The organism is Curtobacterium sp. MCPF17_001 (assembly GCF_003234615.1).
Classification (GTDB): Bacteria; Actinomycetota; Actinomycetes; order Actinomycetales; family Microbacteriaceae; genus Curtobacterium.
The window spans coordinates 1-17,275 of sequence record NZ_QKSL01000018.1 but is presented as its reverse complement, the minus strand read 5'-3'; the positions used below and the strand labels follow the sequence as shown (position 1 = coordinate 17,275).

General features: G+C 70.3%; 20 protein-coding genes and 1 pseudogene. 18 read left to right on the top strand and 3 right to left on the bottom strand.

Translation table 11 applies throughout. The features are described from left to right. Positions 1 to 7 precede the first annotated feature (7 nt). Complete coding sequence (locus tag DEJ24_RS14420; protein WP_111079214.1) at positions 8 to 1,030, bottom strand: TerC family protein; 1,023 nt, start codon at positions 1,028 to 1,030, stop codon at positions 8 to 10. 275 nt (positions 1,031 to 1,305) lie between these two features. Between DEJ24_RS14420 and ftsY the strand changes: the two genes are divergently transcribed. The 5 genes from ftsY to ffh all read left to right on the top strand — a co-directional run bounded on the left by ftsY (position 1,306) and on the right by ffh (position 5,540). Beyond that, positions 1,306 to 2,175: a signal recognition particle-docking protein FtsY gene (ftsY, locus tag DEJ24_RS14415; protein ID WP_110902032.1), complete on the top strand. Its 870-nt coding sequence runs from the start codon at positions 1,306 to 1,308 to the stop codon at positions 2,173 to 2,175. Positions 2,176 to 2,271: 96 nt separating this feature from the next. Continuing rightward, positions 2,272 to 2,439, top strand: a complete 168-nt coding sequence (locus DEJ24_RS17010) for a hypothetical protein (RefSeq protein ID WP_181421429.1) — start codon at positions 2,272 to 2,274, stop codon at positions 2,437 to 2,439. Positions 2,440 to 2,584: 145 nt separating this feature from the next. Then, entirely contained in the window at positions 2,585 to 2,956 is a 372-nt protein-coding gene (locus tag DEJ24_RS14410) for a PadR family transcriptional regulator (RefSeq protein ID WP_111079213.1), read from the top strand. Continuing rightward, positions 2,953 to 3,915, top strand: a complete 963-nt coding sequence (locus tag DEJ24_RS14405; RefSeq protein ID WP_111079212.1) for a hypothetical protein — start codon at positions 2,953 to 2,955, stop codon at positions 3,913 to 3,915. The genes DEJ24_RS14410 and DEJ24_RS14405 overlap by 4 nt, the downstream gene beginning before the upstream one ends. A gap of 71 nt (positions 3,916 to 3,986) precedes the next feature. Then, complete coding sequence (gene ffh / locus DEJ24_RS14400) at positions 3,987 to 5,540, top strand: signal recognition particle protein (RefSeq protein WP_110902033.1); 1,554 nt, start codon at positions 3,987 to 3,989, stop codon at positions 5,538 to 5,540. Positions 5,541 to 5,634: 94 nt separating this feature from the next. Here ffh and DEJ24_RS14395 read toward each other — a convergent pair whose 3' ends face one another. After that, entirely contained in the window at positions 5,635 to 6,765 is a 1,131-nt protein-coding gene (locus DEJ24_RS14395; protein ID WP_111079211.1) for a glutamate--cysteine ligase, read from the bottom strand. A gap of 94 nt (positions 6,766 to 6,859) precedes the next feature. Between DEJ24_RS14395 and DEJ24_RS14390 the strand changes: the two genes are divergently transcribed. The 5 genes from DEJ24_RS14390 to trmD all read left to right on the top strand — a co-directional run bounded on the left by DEJ24_RS14390 (position 6,860) and on the right by trmD (position 11,097). Then, positions 6,860 to 8,974: an FAD-dependent oxidoreductase gene (locus DEJ24_RS14390; RefSeq protein WP_258374839.1), complete on the top strand. Its 2,115-nt coding sequence runs from the start codon at positions 6,860 to 6,862 to the stop codon at positions 8,972 to 8,974. 184 nt (positions 8,975 to 9,158) lie between these two features. Beyond that, positions 9,159 to 9,569 (top strand): 30S ribosomal protein S16, encoded by a 411-nt coding sequence (rpsP, locus tag DEJ24_RS14385; protein ID WP_110902036.1) that lies wholly within the window; start codon positions 9,159 to 9,161, stop codon positions 9,567 to 9,569. 3 nt (positions 9,570 to 9,572) lie between these two features. Beyond that, positions 9,573 to 9,809: an RNA-binding protein gene (locus tag DEJ24_RS14380; protein ID WP_110826143.1), complete on the top strand. Its 237-nt coding sequence runs from the start codon at positions 9,573 to 9,575 to the stop codon at positions 9,807 to 9,809. A 19-nt stretch (positions 9,810 to 9,828) separates the two neighbouring features. Then, positions 9,829 to 10,407, top strand: coding sequence for a ribosome maturation factor RimM (gene rimM / locus DEJ24_RS14375; protein ID WP_111079209.1), 579 nt, complete (start codon positions 9,829 to 9,831; stop codon positions 10,405 to 10,407). A 3-nt stretch (positions 10,408 to 10,410) separates the two neighbouring features. Beyond that, positions 10,411 to 11,097 (top strand): tRNA (guanosine(37)-N1)-methyltransferase TrmD, encoded by a 687-nt coding sequence (trmD, locus tag DEJ24_RS14370; protein ID WP_111079208.1) that lies wholly within the window; start codon positions 10,411 to 10,413, stop codon positions 11,095 to 11,097. A gap of 83 nt (positions 11,098 to 11,180) precedes the next feature. Here the strand turns inward: trmD and map are convergent, their stop codons facing one another. Then, positions 11,181 to 11,963: a type I methionyl aminopeptidase gene (gene map, locus DEJ24_RS14365; protein WP_111079207.1), complete on the bottom strand. Its 783-nt coding sequence runs from the start codon at positions 11,961 to 11,963 to the stop codon at positions 11,181 to 11,183. Positions 11,964 to 12,127: 164 nt separating this feature from the next. Between map and rplS the strand changes: the two genes are divergently transcribed. The 8 genes and pseudogenes from rplS to DEJ24_RS14325 form a co-directional block, all read left to right on the top strand. Then, entirely contained in the window at positions 12,128 to 12,481 is a 354-nt protein-coding gene (gene rplS, locus DEJ24_RS14360; protein ID WP_110826147.1) for a 50S ribosomal protein L19, read from the top strand. A gap of 159 nt (positions 12,482 to 12,640) precedes the next feature. Further along, the gene (gene lepB, locus DEJ24_RS14355; protein ID WP_111043864.1) at positions 12,641 to 13,390 is read left to right on the top strand and encodes a signal peptidase I; all 750 of its coding nucleotides are present in this window, start codon (positions 12,641 to 12,643) and stop codon (positions 13,388 to 13,390) included. Continuing rightward, a complete protein-coding gene (locus DEJ24_RS14350; protein ID WP_111079206.1) occupies positions 13,387 to 14,082 on the top strand; it encodes a ribonuclease HII in 696 nt (231 codons plus the stop codon). The genes lepB and DEJ24_RS14350 overlap by 4 nt, the downstream gene beginning before the upstream one ends. 104 nt (positions 14,083 to 14,186) lie before the next feature. After that, positions 14,187 to 14,510: a DUF2469 family protein gene (locus tag DEJ24_RS14345; protein ID WP_110826150.1), complete on the top strand. Its 324-nt coding sequence runs from the start codon at positions 14,187 to 14,189 to the stop codon at positions 14,508 to 14,510. 78 nt (positions 14,511 to 14,588) lie between these two features. After that, a complete protein-coding gene (locus tag DEJ24_RS14340) occupies positions 14,589 to 14,939 on the top strand; it encodes an Lsr2 family protein (protein WP_110902043.1) in 351 nt (116 codons plus the stop codon). A 188-nt stretch (positions 14,940 to 15,127) separates the two neighbouring features. Then, a complete protein-coding gene (locus DEJ24_RS14335) occupies positions 15,128 to 15,532 on the top strand; it encodes a YraN family protein (RefSeq protein WP_111079205.1) in 405 nt (134 codons plus the stop codon). Next, positions 15,529 to 17,052, top strand: a complete 1,524-nt coding sequence (locus tag DEJ24_RS14330) for a YifB family Mg chelatase-like AAA ATPase (RefSeq protein WP_111079204.1) — start codon at positions 15,529 to 15,531, stop codon at positions 17,050 to 17,052. The genes DEJ24_RS14335 and DEJ24_RS14330 overlap by 4 nt, the downstream gene beginning before the upstream one ends. Next, positions 17,049 to 17,275, top strand: a pseudogene (locus DEJ24_RS14325) (hypothetical protein); the annotation flags it as partial. The gene DEJ24_RS14330 and the pseudogene DEJ24_RS14325, both read left to right, overlap by 4 nt.

The window sequence follows — 17,275 nt, the reverse complement described above, 5'->3', positions numbered from 1 at the left end:
CGGACGCCTACTGCACGTCGGCCTCGACCGGCTTGTCGCCCGTCGGGGTGAGGCCGCGCTGCTGACGGCGCTTCGACACCACGAGGCTCGCCACCGTGGCCACGGTGATCGTCAGCAGGATGAACCCGAGCGAGAACCAGATCGGGATCTCCGGTGCCCACTCGACGTGCTCGCCGCCGTTGATGAACGGCACCTCGTTGACGTGCAGCGCGTGGAAGACGAGCTTCACGCCGATGAAGGCGAGGATGACGGCAAGACCCTGGCCGAGGTAGATGAGGCGTTCGAGCAGCCCGGCGATGAGGAAATAGAGCTGGCGCAGCCCGAGCAGCGAGAACGCGTTCGCGGTGAACACGATGAACGCGTCCTGCGTGAGGCCGAAGATCGCGGGGATCGAGTCGAGCGCGAAGAGCACGTCCGTCAGGCCGATCGAGACCATGACGAGGAGCATCGGGGTGAAGAGGCGCTTGCCGTTGACCCGGGTGGTCATGCGGTCGCCGTCGAAGTGGTCCGAGGTCGGGATGACACGGCGGAGCAGACGGATGAGCTTCGAGTCGCCGTCCTCGGCGCCGTGCTCGTCGCCGCCCTTCGCCTGCGACCAGGCGAGCCAGAACAGCAGGAGACCGAACAGGTAGAAGACCCACGAGAAGTTCTCGATGATCGTGACACCGAGGGCGATGAAGACACCGCGAGCGACGAGGGCGATCGCGACACCGACCAGCAGGACCTTCTGTTGGAACTCCTTCGGCACCGCGAACGTCGTCATGATGATGAGGAAGACGAAGAGGTTGTCGACGGACAACGCCTTCTCGGTCAACCAGCCGGCGAAGTACTCGCCGCCGGCCTGTCCGCCGCCGAACACCCAGACGCCGACGCCGAACAGGATCGCGAGGGCGATGTAGACGACCGACCAGAAGGCCGATTCGCGGATGTGCGGCACGTGCGGGGTGCGCACGTGCGAGAAGAAGTCGAACACGAGCAAGGCGAGGATGCCTGCGATCGTGATGAGCCACACGTACAGGGGAACGTCCACTGGAACCTCCAGGTCAGGGGCGCACCACATCGTCCATCGACGAGCTCCGACCACGGAAGTGGTTCGGAAAACGGGTACGCCAGAGCCTGAAGGTCTCTTCCGCCGCGGTCCTGTCCGGTGTCCGACGAGGTCGGTTCCGAGCTGGGCCGCGACCGACGCCCCGGGTCCGGGTCGTTCCGGGCCGTACTGACGGGGTCGCCGAGAGGGAATACTCCCCTTCGCGTCTCCGACACTACCGAAGGTCGCGCTCACCCGGGCCCCTCTAAGCTGGGAACATGGCGAGTAGTTGGTCACTGTCCTCCCGGCTCCGGGGTCTCTTCCAGCGGAAGACCATCGACGAGACGACGTGGGAGGACCTGGAGACCGCACTCATCGGCGCCGACTTCGGTCCGGACATCTCCGAGGAGATCATCGAGGACCTCCGCGCCCGGGTCGACCGGTACGGCACCACCGACCCCGCCGACCTCAACCGCATGCTCCGCGAGGTCCTCGAAGAGCGCCTGTCGAAGCTCGACACCACGCTGAAGCTCAGCGCCCGACCGGCCGTCGTGCTCGTCGTCGGGGTGAACGGCGTCGGCAAGACCACGACCATCGGGAAGTTCGCGAAGTTCCTCCGCACCTACGACCGCACGGTCCTGGTCGGCGCCGCCGACACCTTCCGAGCCGCGGCCGTCGAGCAGGTCGCGACGTGGGCGCAGCGCGCCGGCGTCGACGTCGTCCGGCCCTCGCAGCCAGGGCAGGACCCGGCCTCGGTCGCGTACCAGACCGTCGAGCAGGCGATCCGGCAGGGCATCGAGATCGTCGTCATCGACACCGCAGGCCGACTGCACACCAAGGCCGGGTTGATGGACGAGCTCGGCAAGATCAAGCGCGTCGTCGAGAAGCAGACCGAGATCGCCGAGGTCCTGCTCGTCCTCGACGCGACGACCGGCCAGAACGGCCTGGCGCAGGCGCAGGCCTTCATCGAGGGTGCCGGCGTGACCGGTCTCGTCATCACGAAGCTCGACGGGTCGGCGAAGGCCGGGTTCGTGCTCAGCGTGCAGGAGAAGACGGGCATCCCGATCAAGCTCATCGGGCAGGGCGAGGGCATCAACGACCTCACGGGCTTCACGCCGCACGTCTTCGTGCAGAACCTCGTCGGCTGAGCCTCCGCGCCCCTCGAGGCAGCCTGCCCCGGTCGTCGGGCACGGCGGGCGTGTACCGTCCGCCTGGTACGTGACCGACCGGGAGAGGAACCCCACATGCCTGCACTGCTCATCATCGCCTTGATCGTCGGCGTCGTCCTGCTGGTGACCGGCATCGTCAGCGCCGCGCTGAAGGTCCTGCTGTTCATCGGCCTGGTGCTCATCGTCCTCGCCGTCATCGGCTGGATCCTCCGGCGCGTCCGCGGTGGCGGCTCGCGCGTCTGACGCACGGCACGACGACGGACGGGAGGCTCCCCACCAGCTGGTGGGGAGCCTCCCGTCCGTCTGCGGCGGGGCCGGACCGGACTGACCGCCGGTCCGGTCTGACGCGCCTCTTGCCATGCTCTGGGCAACAGAGTATCTTCGCCGCATGAGCAATGCCGAGATGCGCGAACCGACCCTGCTCGTGCTGACCTCCCTCGCCGGAGGGCGCAAGCACGGGTACGGGCTCATCGGCGACGCCGCCGAACTGTCCGACGGGCGGGTGCGACTGAAGGTCGGCACGCTCTACGCCGTCCTCGACCGGCTCCTCGACCAGGGGCTCGTCTCCGAGGCGGGGGAAGAGGTGGTCGACGGGCGACTCCGGCGCTACTTCGAACTCACCGACGCCGGAGCCGATGCCCTCGACACCGAGGTCCGTCGCATCGAGGCGAACGCCGCAGCCGCACGCGCGCGGCTCACCGCGTGGCGGCCGACTCCGGCCACGCGCAGCATCCGCATCCGACCGGGGGGAGTGTCGTGACGAACACGAGGCTGGAACAGGACTACGGCAGGGCGCTCGGGTGGTACCCGACGCGGTGGCGACGGACGCACGGGCCGGCCATGCTCGGCACGCTGCTCGACGTCGCCGACGGTGAGGGTCGCAGCCGACCGGCGCCCGGCGAGCTCGCCGAACTGCGGTGGCAGGGCGTCCGCGAGCGCGTGAACGCGGTCGTGCCGGGAGACGTGCGCGTGCTCGCGGCGTCGATCGGCACCGGGGCCGCCGCCGGGTTCGCCCTGGTCTACCTGCTCGCGGTCTCGTGGGTGCCGTGGGGTCAACCGCCCGGCACTGCCTGGCCCGACATGCCCGGGTTCGGGCCGTTCCGGAACCCCGGCGTCCTGTTCGCGGTCCCGGTCCTGCTCGGCGCGCTCGCCGCACTCGGCCGGCAGCGGATGCTCGCGCACCTGGCCGGTCTCCTCGCGGTGCTCGGCATCGTCGTCGCGCGCGTCACGGTGCAGGCGACCGAGAACTGGAACGGCCCGGGGACGACGACCCTCGTGACGGTGGCGGCGCTCGTCGTCGTCGCGAACGTCGGGGCGCCGCGGGACCGCCGGGCACTCGGCATCGCGTTCGGGGTCGTCGCCGGCGGACTCGCGCTCTTCGTCGGACTGCAGCTGCCGACCGGTCACCCGTTCGAGTCGACGTTGCTCACTGACGGAGCGTGGTGGGGAGCCGGGGTCACGCCGGCCCTCCTCGGCGTGGTGGGGGTGCTCGTGCTGGTCGCGGTCGTCGAACTCGTCCGACATCGGCGCCCCGTCCTCGCCGCGGCGCTCGCCGTGGCCTGGATGCCGTGGGCGGTCGCCGGGACCATCACGCTCCGGTACTTCGCCGCCGAGGACGCGGCGTCGGCCCTCATGGCCGTGGGCTCGACCGCGATGGCGCTCGTCGCCCTGACGGTCGCCCGACGCGTGCCGCAGCGGTTCCGACGCGAGCGCGCGTGACCGGCGCCGGCGGGGCGGGCCGGTGCCGAGCCTCCCGGGCCGCACGCCACGGACGGTAGGATGGTCGGATCATGGCGCAATTCGGTTCACTCTCCGATCGGCTCACCGAGACCTTCCGCAACCTGCGGAGCAAGGGACGGCTGACGCCGTCCGACGTGGACGGCACCGTCCGCGAGATCCGGCGGGCGCTGCTCGACGCGGACGTCGCGCTGGAGGTCGTGAAGTCCTTCACCGCCTCGGTGCGCGAGCGGGCGCTCTCGGACGAGGTCAACAAGGCGCTCAACCCGGCGCAGCAGGTCGTCCAGATCGTCAACGAGGAACTCGTCGGCATCCTCGGCGGGCAGCAGCGACGCCTCGAGTTCGCGAAGCGTCCGCCGACGGTCATCATGCTCGCGGGCCTGCAGGGTGCCGGCAAGACGACCCTGGCGGGCAAGCTCGGCAAGTGGCTCAAGAAGGACGGCCACACCCCGATGCTCGTCGCGGCGGACCTCCAGCGTCCGAACGCCGTGCAGCAGCTGCAGGTCGTCGGCGAGCAGGCCGGCGTGCACGTCTTCGCCCCGGAGCCCGGCAACGGCGTCGGCGACCCGGTCAAGGTCGCCAAGAACGCGATCAAGGCCGCGGTCGACCAGCAGTACGACACCGTCATCGTGGACACCGCCGGTCGCCTGGGTGTCGACGCCGAGCTGATGAAGCAGGCCGCGAACATCCGCAAGGCCGTCGACCCGGACGAGGTCCTCTTCGTCATCGACGCGATGATCGGTCAGGACGCCGTCACGACGGCCCGCGCCTTCCAGGAGGGCGTCGACTTCACCGGCGTCGTCCTGTCCAAGCTCGACGGTGACGCCCGCGGTGGTGCGGCCCTGTCGGTCGCCTCGATCACCGGCCGCCCGATCATGTTCGCGTCCACGGGCGAAGGCCTCGACGACTTCGAGCCGTTCCACCCGGACCGGATGGCGAGCCGGATCCTCGATCTCGGTGACATCCTGTCCCTCATCGAGCAGGCGCAGTCCGCCTTCGACGAGGACGAAGCCCGTGCGGTCGCCGAGAAGATCGCGACCGACAACTTCACGCTGAACGACTTCCTGCAGCAGATGCAGCAGCTGCGGAAGGCCGGTTCGATCAAGGGCATGCTCGGCATGCTCCCCGGCGCGAAGGGCATGCGGGAAGCGCTCGACAACTTCGACGAGCGCGAGATCGTCCGCACCGAGGCGATCATCCAGTCGATGACCCCGCAGGAGCGCGAACTGCCGAAGCTCCTCAACGGGTCCCGTCGCCTGCGGATTGCGCGCGGTGCCGGCTCCACGGTGACCGAGGTGAACGCTCTCGTGAACCGCTTCGAGCAGGCCGCGAAGATGATGAAGACCGTCGCCCGTGGCGGGGTGCCGCAGATGCCCGGCATGGGCCCGATCCCGGGCATGCACGGCGGCAAGAAGCAGCAGCCGCAGGGCAAGAAGAAGAAGGTCGGCAACCCGGCGAAGCGCGCTGCCCTCGCCTCCGGTACCGCCCCCGCGCCACAGCAGGCGCCGAAGGGCGCGGGTCTCGGGCTCGGCATGGGCGCCGGCAAGAACGGTGGGGTGCCGTCCGAGGAAGAGCTCGCGTCGTTGCAGAAGTTCCTCGGTCGCTGATCCGACCACCTGACGGACGGGCGCGCCCCGCTCAGCGTGACGCGCCAGCGGCACGCGGGGCGCGCCCGTCCGGCCGTGGTCGCGTCGCGACGGATCAGAGCGAGTCGCGGAGCTCGCCGACCAGGTGCTGGACGACCGCGCGGAGGTCGCCGCCGTTCGCCTGCGCGACCGCCAACTGACGCTGGTAGGAAGCGCCGCGCTCGATCATCGTGTCGAGGTGGTGCAGTTCCTCCTGGCAGCCGAGCCGTTCGGCGATCGGGTCCAGGCGGGTGACCAGGTCGTGGACCTCGTCGGTGACCAGCCGTTCGTCGCCGGCGACGTTCGTGATGATCTCGGCGTCCATGCCGTACCGGGCTGCACGCCACTTGTTCTCGCGGACGAACCAGGGCTGCATCGCCTGCAGGGTCTCGCCGGCGTCGATCCGGTCCGAGCTCTCGGTGACCAGGCACTGCACGAGGGCCGTGACCGCGCCGACCTCGTGGAGCGTGGAGATGCCGTCCGAGACGCGGTTCTCGAGCGTGCCCCAGCCCGGGGAGGGGCGGATGTCCCACCGCAGGTCCTTCACGCCGTCGATGACGCCGGTGTGCACGAGGTCGCCGACGACCTCCTCGAAGTTCGCCCACGCCCCGAGCTGCGGCGGGAGCCCACCGGTGGGGAGCTGCTGGAACATCAGGGCCCGGTTCGAGGCGTACCCCGTGTCGGTCCCCGCCCAGAACGGGCTCGAGGCCGTGAACGCCTGCAGGTGCGGGACGTAGCCGAGCATCGCGTTCATGATCGGGACGGCCTTGTCACGGTCGTCGATGCCGACGTGCACGTGCACGCCCCAGATGAGCATCTGCCGGCCCCACCAGCGGGTGCGGTCGATGAGTTCCGTGTAGTGCTCGCTGTCCGGCGTGATCTCCTGCTGGTCCCACACGGCGAACGGGTGGGTGCCGGAGCACATCACCTGCGCACCGAGGGGCTCGGCGGCGTCGATGACCTGGCCGATGATCCCGGAGAGCTCGCGGGTGGCGCCACCGACGCTGCGGTGCACGCCGGTGACGACCTCGACCGTGTTCGTGAGGAGCTCCTCCGTCACCCGGTCCGGATCGTCCAGGCGTTCCCGGACGGCGGCGAGCACCGCCGGGGCGCGCGGTGTGAGGTCGCCCGTCGCACGGTCGACGAGGGGCAACTCCCACTCGACGCCGATCGTCGACGGGGCGGATTCGGAGAACCGGATGTCCATGGGGCCATCCTGCCCGTCCGTCCCGCGGGAACGACGGAGAGCCCGGCGTGTCCGGTCTGCCGGTGAGCGGGCACGTTCGCCTAGTGTTCGTTGCGTGACCACTGTCGTTCCGCCCGTTGCCGACGTGCCCGCCGAGCTCCGCACCGTGGCCTCGGCCTGGACGCTCGGGCCCCTGCACCTGTCCAATCGGGTGGTGATGGGGTCGATGCACACCGGACTCGAGGTCTTGGACGACGACGGCGTCGCGATGGCTGAGTTCTACCGGGAGCGTGCTGCCGGCGGTGCCGCGTGCATCATCACCGGGGGGATCGCGGTGAGCGACGAGGCCCGCGGCGGCCCGGACTTCGCCGTGTTCGGCGTCGGCGGTGCGGACGAACGCTTCCGCCGGGCGGTCGCGGCCGTGCACGACGAGGGCGGCGCCGTCCTGGCGCAGTTGTTCCATGCCGGCCGCTACGCGCTCGTCGGGGGTCTGACGGACCGTTCCGGTCGACCGCAGCGCGCCGTGGCGCCCTCGGCGCTGCCCTGGGCGGCCGCGCGGGGCGTGGTGCCCGAGGAGCTGACGGCGGACGAAGTCCGGCGGACGATCGAGGACTTCGCCACGGCCGCCCGGACCGCCGCGGCGATCGGCTTCGACGGCGTCGAGATCATGGCCTCCGAGGGGTACCTCGTCAACCAGTTCCAGTCGCCGCTGACGAACCTGCGCGACGACGAGTGGGGCGGCACTCCGGAGCGTCGTCGTCGTTTCGCGGTCGAGGTCGTCCGGGCCGTCCGCGCCGCGGTGCCCGACCTCGCCGTCACGATCCGGCTCTCCGGCGCCGACCTGATGCCGGGGTCCTCCACCGACGCCGACGTCGACGCCCTGGTGCGCGAACTGCTGCCGCTCGGACTCGACGCGATCTCGGTGGGCATCGGCTGGCACGAGTCGCGGACCCCGACGATCCAGGCGTCCGTGCCACACGGCGCGTGGATCGAGCAGGCGGCGCGGATCGCGGACGTGGTCCGGGCTTCCGACCACCCGGACGTGCGGGTGATCGCGTCGAACCGGATGACGGACCTGCGTGACGGCGAAGCGGTCCTCGCCGACGGTCGGATCGACGCGGTGGCGCTCGCCCGGCCGTTCCTCGCCGACGCGGGGCTCGTCGAACGCTCCCTGGCCGGACGCTTCGACCTCGTGAACACCTGCATCGGGTGCAACCAGGCGTGCCTCGACCGGTCCGTGGTCGGCGCGCCGGTGTCGTGCCTGGTGAACCCGCGAGCCGCGCGCGAGGTGCAGTTCCCGCTCCGTCCGACGACCGTGCCGAAGCGTGTGGACGTCGTCGGCGGGGGACCGGCTGGGCTCGCCGCCGCCGTCGACGCTGCCCGGCGTGGACACGACGTCCGGCTCTGGGAAGCATCGGACGTCCTCGGCGGACAGTTCGGACTCGCCGCCGAGATCCCGGGGAAAGAGGACTACGCCGGCCCCGTGCAGGCCGCCCGCGCGGAACTGGTGGAACGGGGCGCGACGATCCACCTGGGTCGCGTGGCCACCGTGACGGACCTCGGGGACAGCGACGCCGTCGTGCTCGCGTCGGGGGTGACCCCACGCGTGGTCGACCTCCCCGGGGTGGACCTGCCGCACGTCATGACCTACGAGCAGGCCCTCCGCGACGGCGTGCCCGACGGGACGGTCGCGGTGATCGGCGGTGGCGGGATCGGCGTCGACACCGCGGCGTTCCTCACCGAGTCCCCGGACGAGGCCGTCCGCGCCACCGAGTTCGGTGCGCGGTGGCAGGTGCCGGTCTCCGGCGAACTCGTCGGGGACCTGCCGCAGCGCCAGCCCACCGCGCACCGTACCGTCCGGCCCGGGTCCCAGGTCACGGTGCTCCGCCGGACCGGGAAGTTCGGGCAGGGGATCGGCCTCACCTCACGCTGGGTCGCGCTCGGACGGCTGCGGGACGCCGGTGTCCGCATGGTCGGCGGGGTGCAGGAGTACCTGCGGATCGAACCAGGCCGGCTCTGGATCCGGGACGAGTGCGGCAACGACGTCGCGGTGCCGGCCGACGTCGTCGTGGTCTGTGCCGGACAGGAGGCGCGGGACGAGTTGACGTCGGGCCTGGCAACCGCAGACGTTCCGTACGCGGTCGTCGGCGGAGCACGGGACGCCCACAGCGTCGATGCGGTCCGGGCCACGAGCGAGGCCCTCGAGGCCGTCCGACGCCTGGCGCCGTAGCGGTCCGCCGACGCGCCGCGGGAGGTGGCTCGCTTCCCGCTCCGGAATCTGCAAGAATGAACGGTCGAATCGTGTCCGCTCGACCCTCTATCCAGCGGATCACGATCTCATCGAGCTTCCACCGTGTGTGCCCCCACGCCCGCGGTTCCGGTTCAACCACAACACGTACGCAACAGGAGTCATTGTGGCTGTCAAGATCCGTCTCAAGCGCCTCGGCAAGATCCGAGCGCCCTACTACCGCATCGTCGTCGCCGACTCGCGCACCAAGCGCGACGGTCGTGTGATCGAGGAGATCGGCAAGTACCACCCCACCGAGGAGCCCTCGTTCATCGAGGTGCAGTCCGAGCGTGCGCAGTACTGGCTCAGCGTCGGTGCGCAGCCGACCGAGCAGGTCGCCGCGCTCCTCAAGCTGACCGGTGACTGGGCCAAGTTCAAGGGCGAGAAGGACACCGAGTCCAAGGTCAAGGTCCGCGAGCCGAAGCCGGCCTTCACGGTCGACAGCTCCAAGAAGGCCGTCCTCAAGCCCAAGTCGGAGAAGACGGCCCCCGCCGCTCCGGCCGCAGCCGAGACCGCCGACGAGACGACCGAGGCGTAGTCCTTGCTCGAATCCGCGCTGACGCACCTCGTCAAGGGGATCGTCGATCACCCTGACGACGTGCGCGTCGCCAGCTCCACCTCTGCGCGTGGCGAGGTCCTCGAGGTGCGTGTGCACCCCGAGGACCTCGGCCGCGTGATCGGTCGCGCCGGTCGCACTGCGAAGGCGCTCCGCACGCTCGTCACGGCCCTGGCCGACGGCAAGCGCGTGCGGGTCGACGTGGTGGACAGCGATTCCTAGGGAGACGACCCAGCTCCGGGTGGGTCGCATCACGAAGGCGCACGGGCTCAAGGGCGGCATCAAGCTCGAGCTCTACACCGACGACCCGGATCGTCGGTTCACGCCGGGAGCGGTCTTCACGCTCCAGGTCCCCGACGACTCTCCCTGGTCGGGGAAGACCATCGCGCTCGATGAGCTGCGCTGGTACAACTCGCACCCGGTCGCCTTCTTCGAGGGCATCGCCGACCGGAGTGCCGCCGAGACCCTCGCGCGCGCCATCCTCTGGGTCGAGCAGGACACCGAGGAAGAGACCGGCGAGGACGACGCCTGGTACGACCACCAGCTGGTCGGCCTGAAGGTGCTCCGCGACGGCGTGCAGGTCGGCACCGTCGCACGGGTCGACCACATGCCGGCCCAGGACCTGCTCGCGGTCGACACCGAGTCCCGCGGCGAGGTCCTCGTGCCCTTCGTCGCGGCGATCGTGCCCGCGGTCGACCTGGAGGCCGGCACCGTCACGGTGACGCCGCCGACGGGTCTGTTCGAGGACCCCGAGGACCTGAGCCGTCCCGAGACGGTGACGCCGGTTCCCGACGCGTCGGCTCCCGACACCGAGGACTGATCCGTGCGGATCGACATCGTCACGATCTTCCCGGAGTTCTTCGGGGTGCTCGACGTCTCCCTGCTCGGCAAGGCGCGGCAGGGCGGTCTGCTCGACCTCCACGTCCACGACCTGCGGTCCTGGACGACGGATCGACACCGCACGGTGGACGACACCCCGTACGGTGGCGGCGCCGGCATGGTCATGAAGCCCGAGCCGTGGGCCGAGGCACTGTCCTCGATCCTGCGCTCGGACGGCTCGTCGACCCTCGTCGTCCCGACGCCCGCGGGCACGCCGTTCCGCCAGACCATCGCCCGCTCGCTCGCCGAGCACGAGCACCTCGTCTTCGCCTGCGGGCGGTACGAGGGGATCGACGCCCGGGTGTTCGAGTGGGCCGCGACCCGCAGCACCGTCGTCGAGCTCTCGCTCGGGGACTACGTCCTGAACGGCGGTGAGGTCGCGGCGATGGCCATGATCGAAGCCGTCGGTCGGCTGGTCCCCGGTGTGGTCGGCAACCCCGAGTCCCTCGTCGAGGAGTCCCACGAGGACGGCCTGCTCGAGTACCCCTCGTACACGAAGCCGGCGTCGTGGCGTGGTCTCGACGTACCGGACGTCCTGCTCAGCGGGCACCACGGCCGGGTCGCCGCGTGGCGGCACGAGCAGCAGGTGGAGCGGACGCGACGCGTCCGACCGGACCTGCTGCCGGACTGAGCGGGTCGCGCACCGACCACGGACACCACGGGAGGCCCGTCACCAGCTGGTGACGGGCCTCCCGTGACGTGGGTGGTCCCGGGTCAGGCGTCGCGCTGGGCGCGACGGAGCGTCAGGACCTCGGGGCCCTGCTCGGTGACCGCGACCGTGTGCTCGACGTGTGCGGCGCGCGAGCCGTCGATGCTGCGGAGGGTCCAGCCGTCCTCGTCCTGGTAGAGCTCGTCCGTGCCCTGCATGAGCCAGGGTTCGATGGCGACGACCAGTCCGGGGCGGAGCTTCATGCCGCGGCCGGGACGCCCGTCGTTCGGGACGTGCGGGTCGCCGTGCATGGTGTGTCCGACGCCGTGGCCACCGAACTGCAGGTTCACGTCGTAGCCGGCACCGCGGGCGACCGAACCGATCGCGGCCGAGACGTCACCGAGCTTGTTGCCGGGTGCCGCCTGCGCGATGCCCGCGGCCAGGCACTGCTCGACGGTCGCGATGAGTCGCTGGTCCTCGTCGCGCGGAGTGCCGACCTGGACCGTGACGGCGGAGTCCGCCACCCAGCCGTCGACGCTCGCCGCGAAGTCCAGGCTGACCAGGTCGCCGTCCTGCAGGACCAGGTCGTACGGCAGACCGTGCAGGGCGGCGTCGTTCACCGAGGTGCAGAGGTTCTTGCCGAAGGGCGACTTGCCGAACGACGGGTGGTAGTCGACGTAGCAGCTCTCCGCCCCGCGCTCGGCGATCATGCGTGCGGCGACGCGGTCGAGGTCGAGCAGGTTCACGCCGACGTCGACGGTCTCGAGCAGGGCGTCCAGGACATCAGCGACGAAACGGCCGGCGACACGCAGTCCGTCGAGTTCGGCGGGGGTGCGGAGTTCGATCATGGGACCATCCTGCCGGTTGGCTGCAGTGCACTTGTTGTGGCATGATGATCGATCGTGCCCTGGCTGGACTCTGCCACGGGGGAGTCGCCGACACCGGGCACGTCTCGTTCTTTCCGAAATCGATCCGCGGCGACCCGTGTGCGTCCGCAGGAAGTGACACCATCATGCAGCTCCTCGACCACGTGACCGCCGGTGCCCTGCGCACCGACCACCCGGACTTCCGCCCCGGCGACACCGTCAAGGTCCACGTCAACATCGTCGAAGGCACGCGCTCGCGTATCCAGGTCTTCCAGGGTGTCGTCATCGGCCGCCAGGGCCACGGCATCGGCGAGACCTTCACGGTCCGCAAGGTGAGCTTCCAGGTCGGCGTCGAGCGCATGTTCCCCGTGCACTCCCCGATCATCGACCACGTCGAGATCGTCACCCGCGGTGACGTCCGTCGCGCGAAGCTCTACTACCTCCGCGAACTCCGCGGCAAGGCGGCCCGCCGCAAGATCAAGGAGAAGCGCGACAACTGATCGCCTTCACAGGGAGCACCGGGAAGCCGGTTCCTCTGCGAGCCCCTCGCCCATGTACGGTTGTGCATCGGCGGGGGGCTCGTTCGTTCCTGGAGTCCGTCGCCACCGGGGCAGAACCATCTCGGGAGCAGTGCCGGGAACAGGTCGACGAGAGCGGAAATGACGGACACGACAGAGGGTGGAGCCCGTCGGCCCCGGACGGCGAAGAAGCCGCGCAACGGGGTCCTGACCTTCCTGCGGGACCTCGTCATCATCTTCATCGCGGCCCTCCTGGTCTCCTTCCTGGTCAAGACGTTCCTGATCCGGTCGTTCTACATCCCGTCCGAGTCGATGCAGAACACGCTGCAGGTCAACGACCGCGTGATCGTCAACGAACTGGTCCCCGGGGCCGTCAAGTTGCAGCGCGGCGACGTCGTCGTGTTCAAGGACCCGGGCGGGTGGCTCACCGGAGAGACCCTGCCGAACGTCCAGCCGACGACCTCGATCGGCAAGGCGGCCGACTGGCTGCTCACGCAGGTCGGACTCGGCACCGGTGACAGCGACGACCACCTGATCAAGCGCGTCATCGGGCTGCCGGGGGACGAGGTCAAGTGCTGCAACGACCTCGGACAGATGTCCGTCAACGGGGTCCCGCTCACCGAGCCGTACCTCAAGCTGCCCGCGGGGGACACCCGTGCGTCCCAGACCGACTTCTCGGTCACCGTGCCGAAGGGCACCATCTGGGTGATGGGCGACAACCGCGACAACTCGCGCGACTCCCGGTACAACGGCGACACCCCGTCGAAGGGGTTCGTGCCACTGTCCGACGTCACCGGTCGGGCTTTCGTGATCTCGTGGCCGACCAACCGCTGGACCTGGCTCGACGACCACCCCGAGGTCTTCGCCGGCGTGGAGGAGCGGGACGAGTGAGCCCCGTCCGGCCCTCGCTCCGGCTCGAGAAGTCGCTCCTCGCCGCGGGACGGGTCACCGTCATCGGCGTCGACGAGGTCGGCCGCGGAGCGATCGCCGGTCCGGTCGGGGTCGGCGTCGCCGCCGTCACGCTCGACGTCCGACGGGTGCCGCAGGGACTCGCCGACTCCAAGCTGCTCAGCCAGGCCCGGCGTGAGGCGCTGGTCCCCGTGGTGACACGCTGGGCGCGGACCGCGGTCGGGATGGCGTCGGCCCAGGTCGTCGACGAGCAGGGCATCGTCGCCGCGCTCGGGCTGGCCGGAGCCAGTGCGATCGAGGCGCTCGTGCAGGACGGCGTCTCGCTCGAGGGTGCCGTGGTCGTCCTCGACGGGTCGTTCGACTGGCTCACCCGGGCGCTGCCGGCCGAACACCGGCCGCTCGACGTCCAGGTGCGTGTGAAGGCCGACCGTGACTGCGCTTCCGTCGCAGCGGCGTCCGTCGTGGCCAAGGTCGCGCGCGACGACCTGATGATCGCGGCCCACGACGATGCACCGCACTACGCGTGGGCCTCGAACAAGGGCTACGGGTCGACTGCGCACTACGACGCCATCCGCGCGGTCGGCCCGCACGAGCTGCACCGGAAGACCTGGCTGCACGCGGCGTCGAGTGTCGCGCTCGACGGGTTCGAGGAACTGGGCGCGGTCGGGGCCTGAGCGCGGTGGCGCTCCTGTCCCCACGGGAGCGAGTCGTGCGTGCTCGCGCGGTTCTGCACGGTCGGGCGGTCAGGAGGCCGCGGTCGCTCTAGACTGGGCGGGCCATGGATGACGAAGAATTCGACGACTACGACCGCGAGGTCGAACTGGCCCTGTACCGCGAGTACCGCGACGTCGTGGGGCAGTTCCGGTACGTGGTCGAGACCGAGCGGCGGTTCTACCTGGCGAACGAGGTCGAACTCGTCCGCCGTGACACCGAGCACGACTTCTACTTCGAATTGACGATGAACGACGTGTGGGTCTGGGACGTCTACCGTTCCGACCGCTTCGTGAAGTCGGTCCGGGTGTTGACGTTCAAGGACGTGAACGTCGAAGAACTCACTGCGCGTGAACTCGAACTCCCGAAGGAACTCGCACTCGACGAGTAGGGCTCGCCGGGGAATGTGACCGTTCGGCATTGTGCTGCGATACTCTGAGTTGCAATCCCGACTCTGAAGGAGTGAGAAATGGCGCAGAAGGTCACTGTCCAGCTCGTCGACGATCTCGACGATTCGCCGATCGCCGCTGGCGATGGCCGCACGGTCGAGTTCGCGTTCGACGGTTCGTCGTACGAGATCGACCTGTCGAACGACAACGTCGACAAGTTCCGGGACGCGATCTCGGACTACATCGCCGCGGCACGCAAGACCGCTGGTCGTCGCACCGGTTCGACGGGCAAGAGCCCGTCGGCCCCGAAGCGCGGGAACTCCGAGGAACTCGGCAAGATCCGCGAGTGGGCGAAGGAGAACGGGTACGAGGTCTCTTCTCGTGGTCGTATCTCGACGCAGGTGCAGGAAGCGTACGCAGCCGCGCACTGAGCATCCGACCGGCGTTCGGTCGCTGGTCTCGGCAGGAGCCGGACATTCCGTGAGGAATTGTCCGGCTTTTGTCATGATGCGTGAGATGTCCACGCATTCGTTCCTGCACAGGACGGTCGTTCCGCTCCTCTGTCCACAGATTTCCGCTACCGACTCGATCGATTCCTGACCCGGTTCATCGTTGGTCCATGACGAATCGTGCAGACCGACCGGATGCCGTCCGCTGCCGTCCCGGCCCTGATCCGCGCCGTGCGACGGGCAATGCCGGAGAAGACCACGCCGTGGAATGGCTCGAGCGCCACGGGTTCTCGATCATCGACCGGAACTGGCGATGTGCGCGCGGAGAAGTGGACATCGTTGCGCGAGAGGACGACACGATCGTCTTCATCGAGGTGAAGACCCGAACCGGGCAGAGCGCTGGACATCCGTTCGAGGCCGTGACGCCGCTCAAGCTCGCACGGATCCGACAGCTCGTCCCCGCGTGGTTCCACGCGCACCGCGACCAGACGGCGCGAGCGATCCGGATCGACTGCATCGCCGTGACCATGGTCGAGGACCACGTGGCGGTCGAACACGTCGAGGCACTCGGGTGAGCGACATCGGACGGACCTCAGCGGTCGCGCTGGTCGGGGTGCAGGGCAGCCTCGTCGAGGTGGAGGCGCACCTCACCAGCCAGCTGCCCGCGTTCAGCATCATCGGGCTGCCGGACACCTCGCTCGGGGAAGCCCGCGAACGAGTGCGGTCGGCAGCCGCGATGGCGGACTGCCCGCTTCCCTCACGGCGGATCACGGTGAACCTCACCCCGGCCAGCGTTCCGAAGCGCGGCTCCGGGTTCGACCTGGCGATCGCGATGGCCGTCCTCGCGGCCGCCGGTACCGCTCCGGGGGCCGATCGCCGTGTGGTCTACGTCGGGGAACTCGGACTGGACGGGCGGGTGCGACCAGTGCCGGGGATCATCCCGGTGGTCCTGGCCGCGCGCGCCGCCGGCATCGAACGTGTCGTACTGCCGGTGGGCAACCTCACCGAGGCGCGGGTCGTGCCGGACATCGCGCTCACCGCAGTGGACTCACTCCGCTCGGCAGCGATCGACGCGGGGGCCGACCTGCCGGCGGGCTTCACCGACCCCGTCCTGCCGCCACCAGTCCCGGACGACACGCTCCCGTCGCTGGAGCTCGCGGACGTGGTCGGCAACGCGGTCGGCGTGCGTGCTGTCATCGCCGCGGCGGCCGGCGGGCATCACGTGCTGCTGCTGGGACCGCCGGGCGCCGGCAAGACGATGCTCGCCGAACGGCTCCCGGCCCTGCTGCCCGACCTGGACCCGGACGCCGCGCTCGAGGTCGCTGCAGTCCGCTCCGTCGCCGGCCACGGAGAGCGCTCGTGGACACTGCGACCGCCGTGGGAGGCCCCGCACCACTCCGCCTCGGCCGCCGCCCTGATCGGCGGAGGGACCGGGCAGCTCCGGCCCGGTGCGGTGTCACGAGCCACCCGCGGCGTGCTGTTCCTCGACGAGGCCACCGAGTTCCCACGGCCCGTGCTCGACGCGCTCCGGCAGCCGCTCGAAGCCGGACGCATCACGGTCCACCGTGCAGGAGGGTCGGCGGAGTTCCCCGCGCGCTGCCAACTCGTGTTGGCCGCGAACCCGTGCCCGTGCGGCAACGCCGGGTCCACCGGCGGTGCAGCCTGCTCGTGCGTGCCGAGTGCGGTCCGCCGCTACCTGGGGCGGCTCTCCGGGCCGCTGCTCGACCGGATCGACATCCGCGTCGCGGTCCCGCGGGTGACGACCGGCATGCTCCGGGCCCACGACGGAGCGACGCCGACCACCACCGTCGCGCGAGGGGTCGTGCTCGACGCCCGGAGCCGGATGGGGGACCGGTTGCGGGGGACCGGCTGGACCCGGAACGCCGAGGTGACCGGGTCGTGGTTGCGCGAGGACGGCCGCGCGGCCCACGGTGCGACGGACCTGCTCGACCGGGGGCTCGACCTCGGGACGTTGACGATGCGGGGGTGGGACCGGGTGATGCGGCTGGCGTGGACGATGGCCGACCTCGACGGGGACGACCGCCCGGAGCGGCGGCATGTCGAACGGGCGCTGGCGTTGCGGACCGCGCTGTGAGCGGCGTTGCGGACTCGCGGTCGCAGCGGGATCCCCATGCCGCCCTCGACCGCCTCCGGGGCGCAGCGGGCCATCGGTCCGGCGAGCGCGAGGAGGTCCTCGCCCGTGTTGCATGGTCGACCGTCGTCGAACCGGGGGACGCCGATGCGGGACAGCTCGTCGCGCGACTCGGGGCCGGCCGGTCGATCCAGGCCGCCCTCGCTGCCCTCGACTCCGGGCCGGC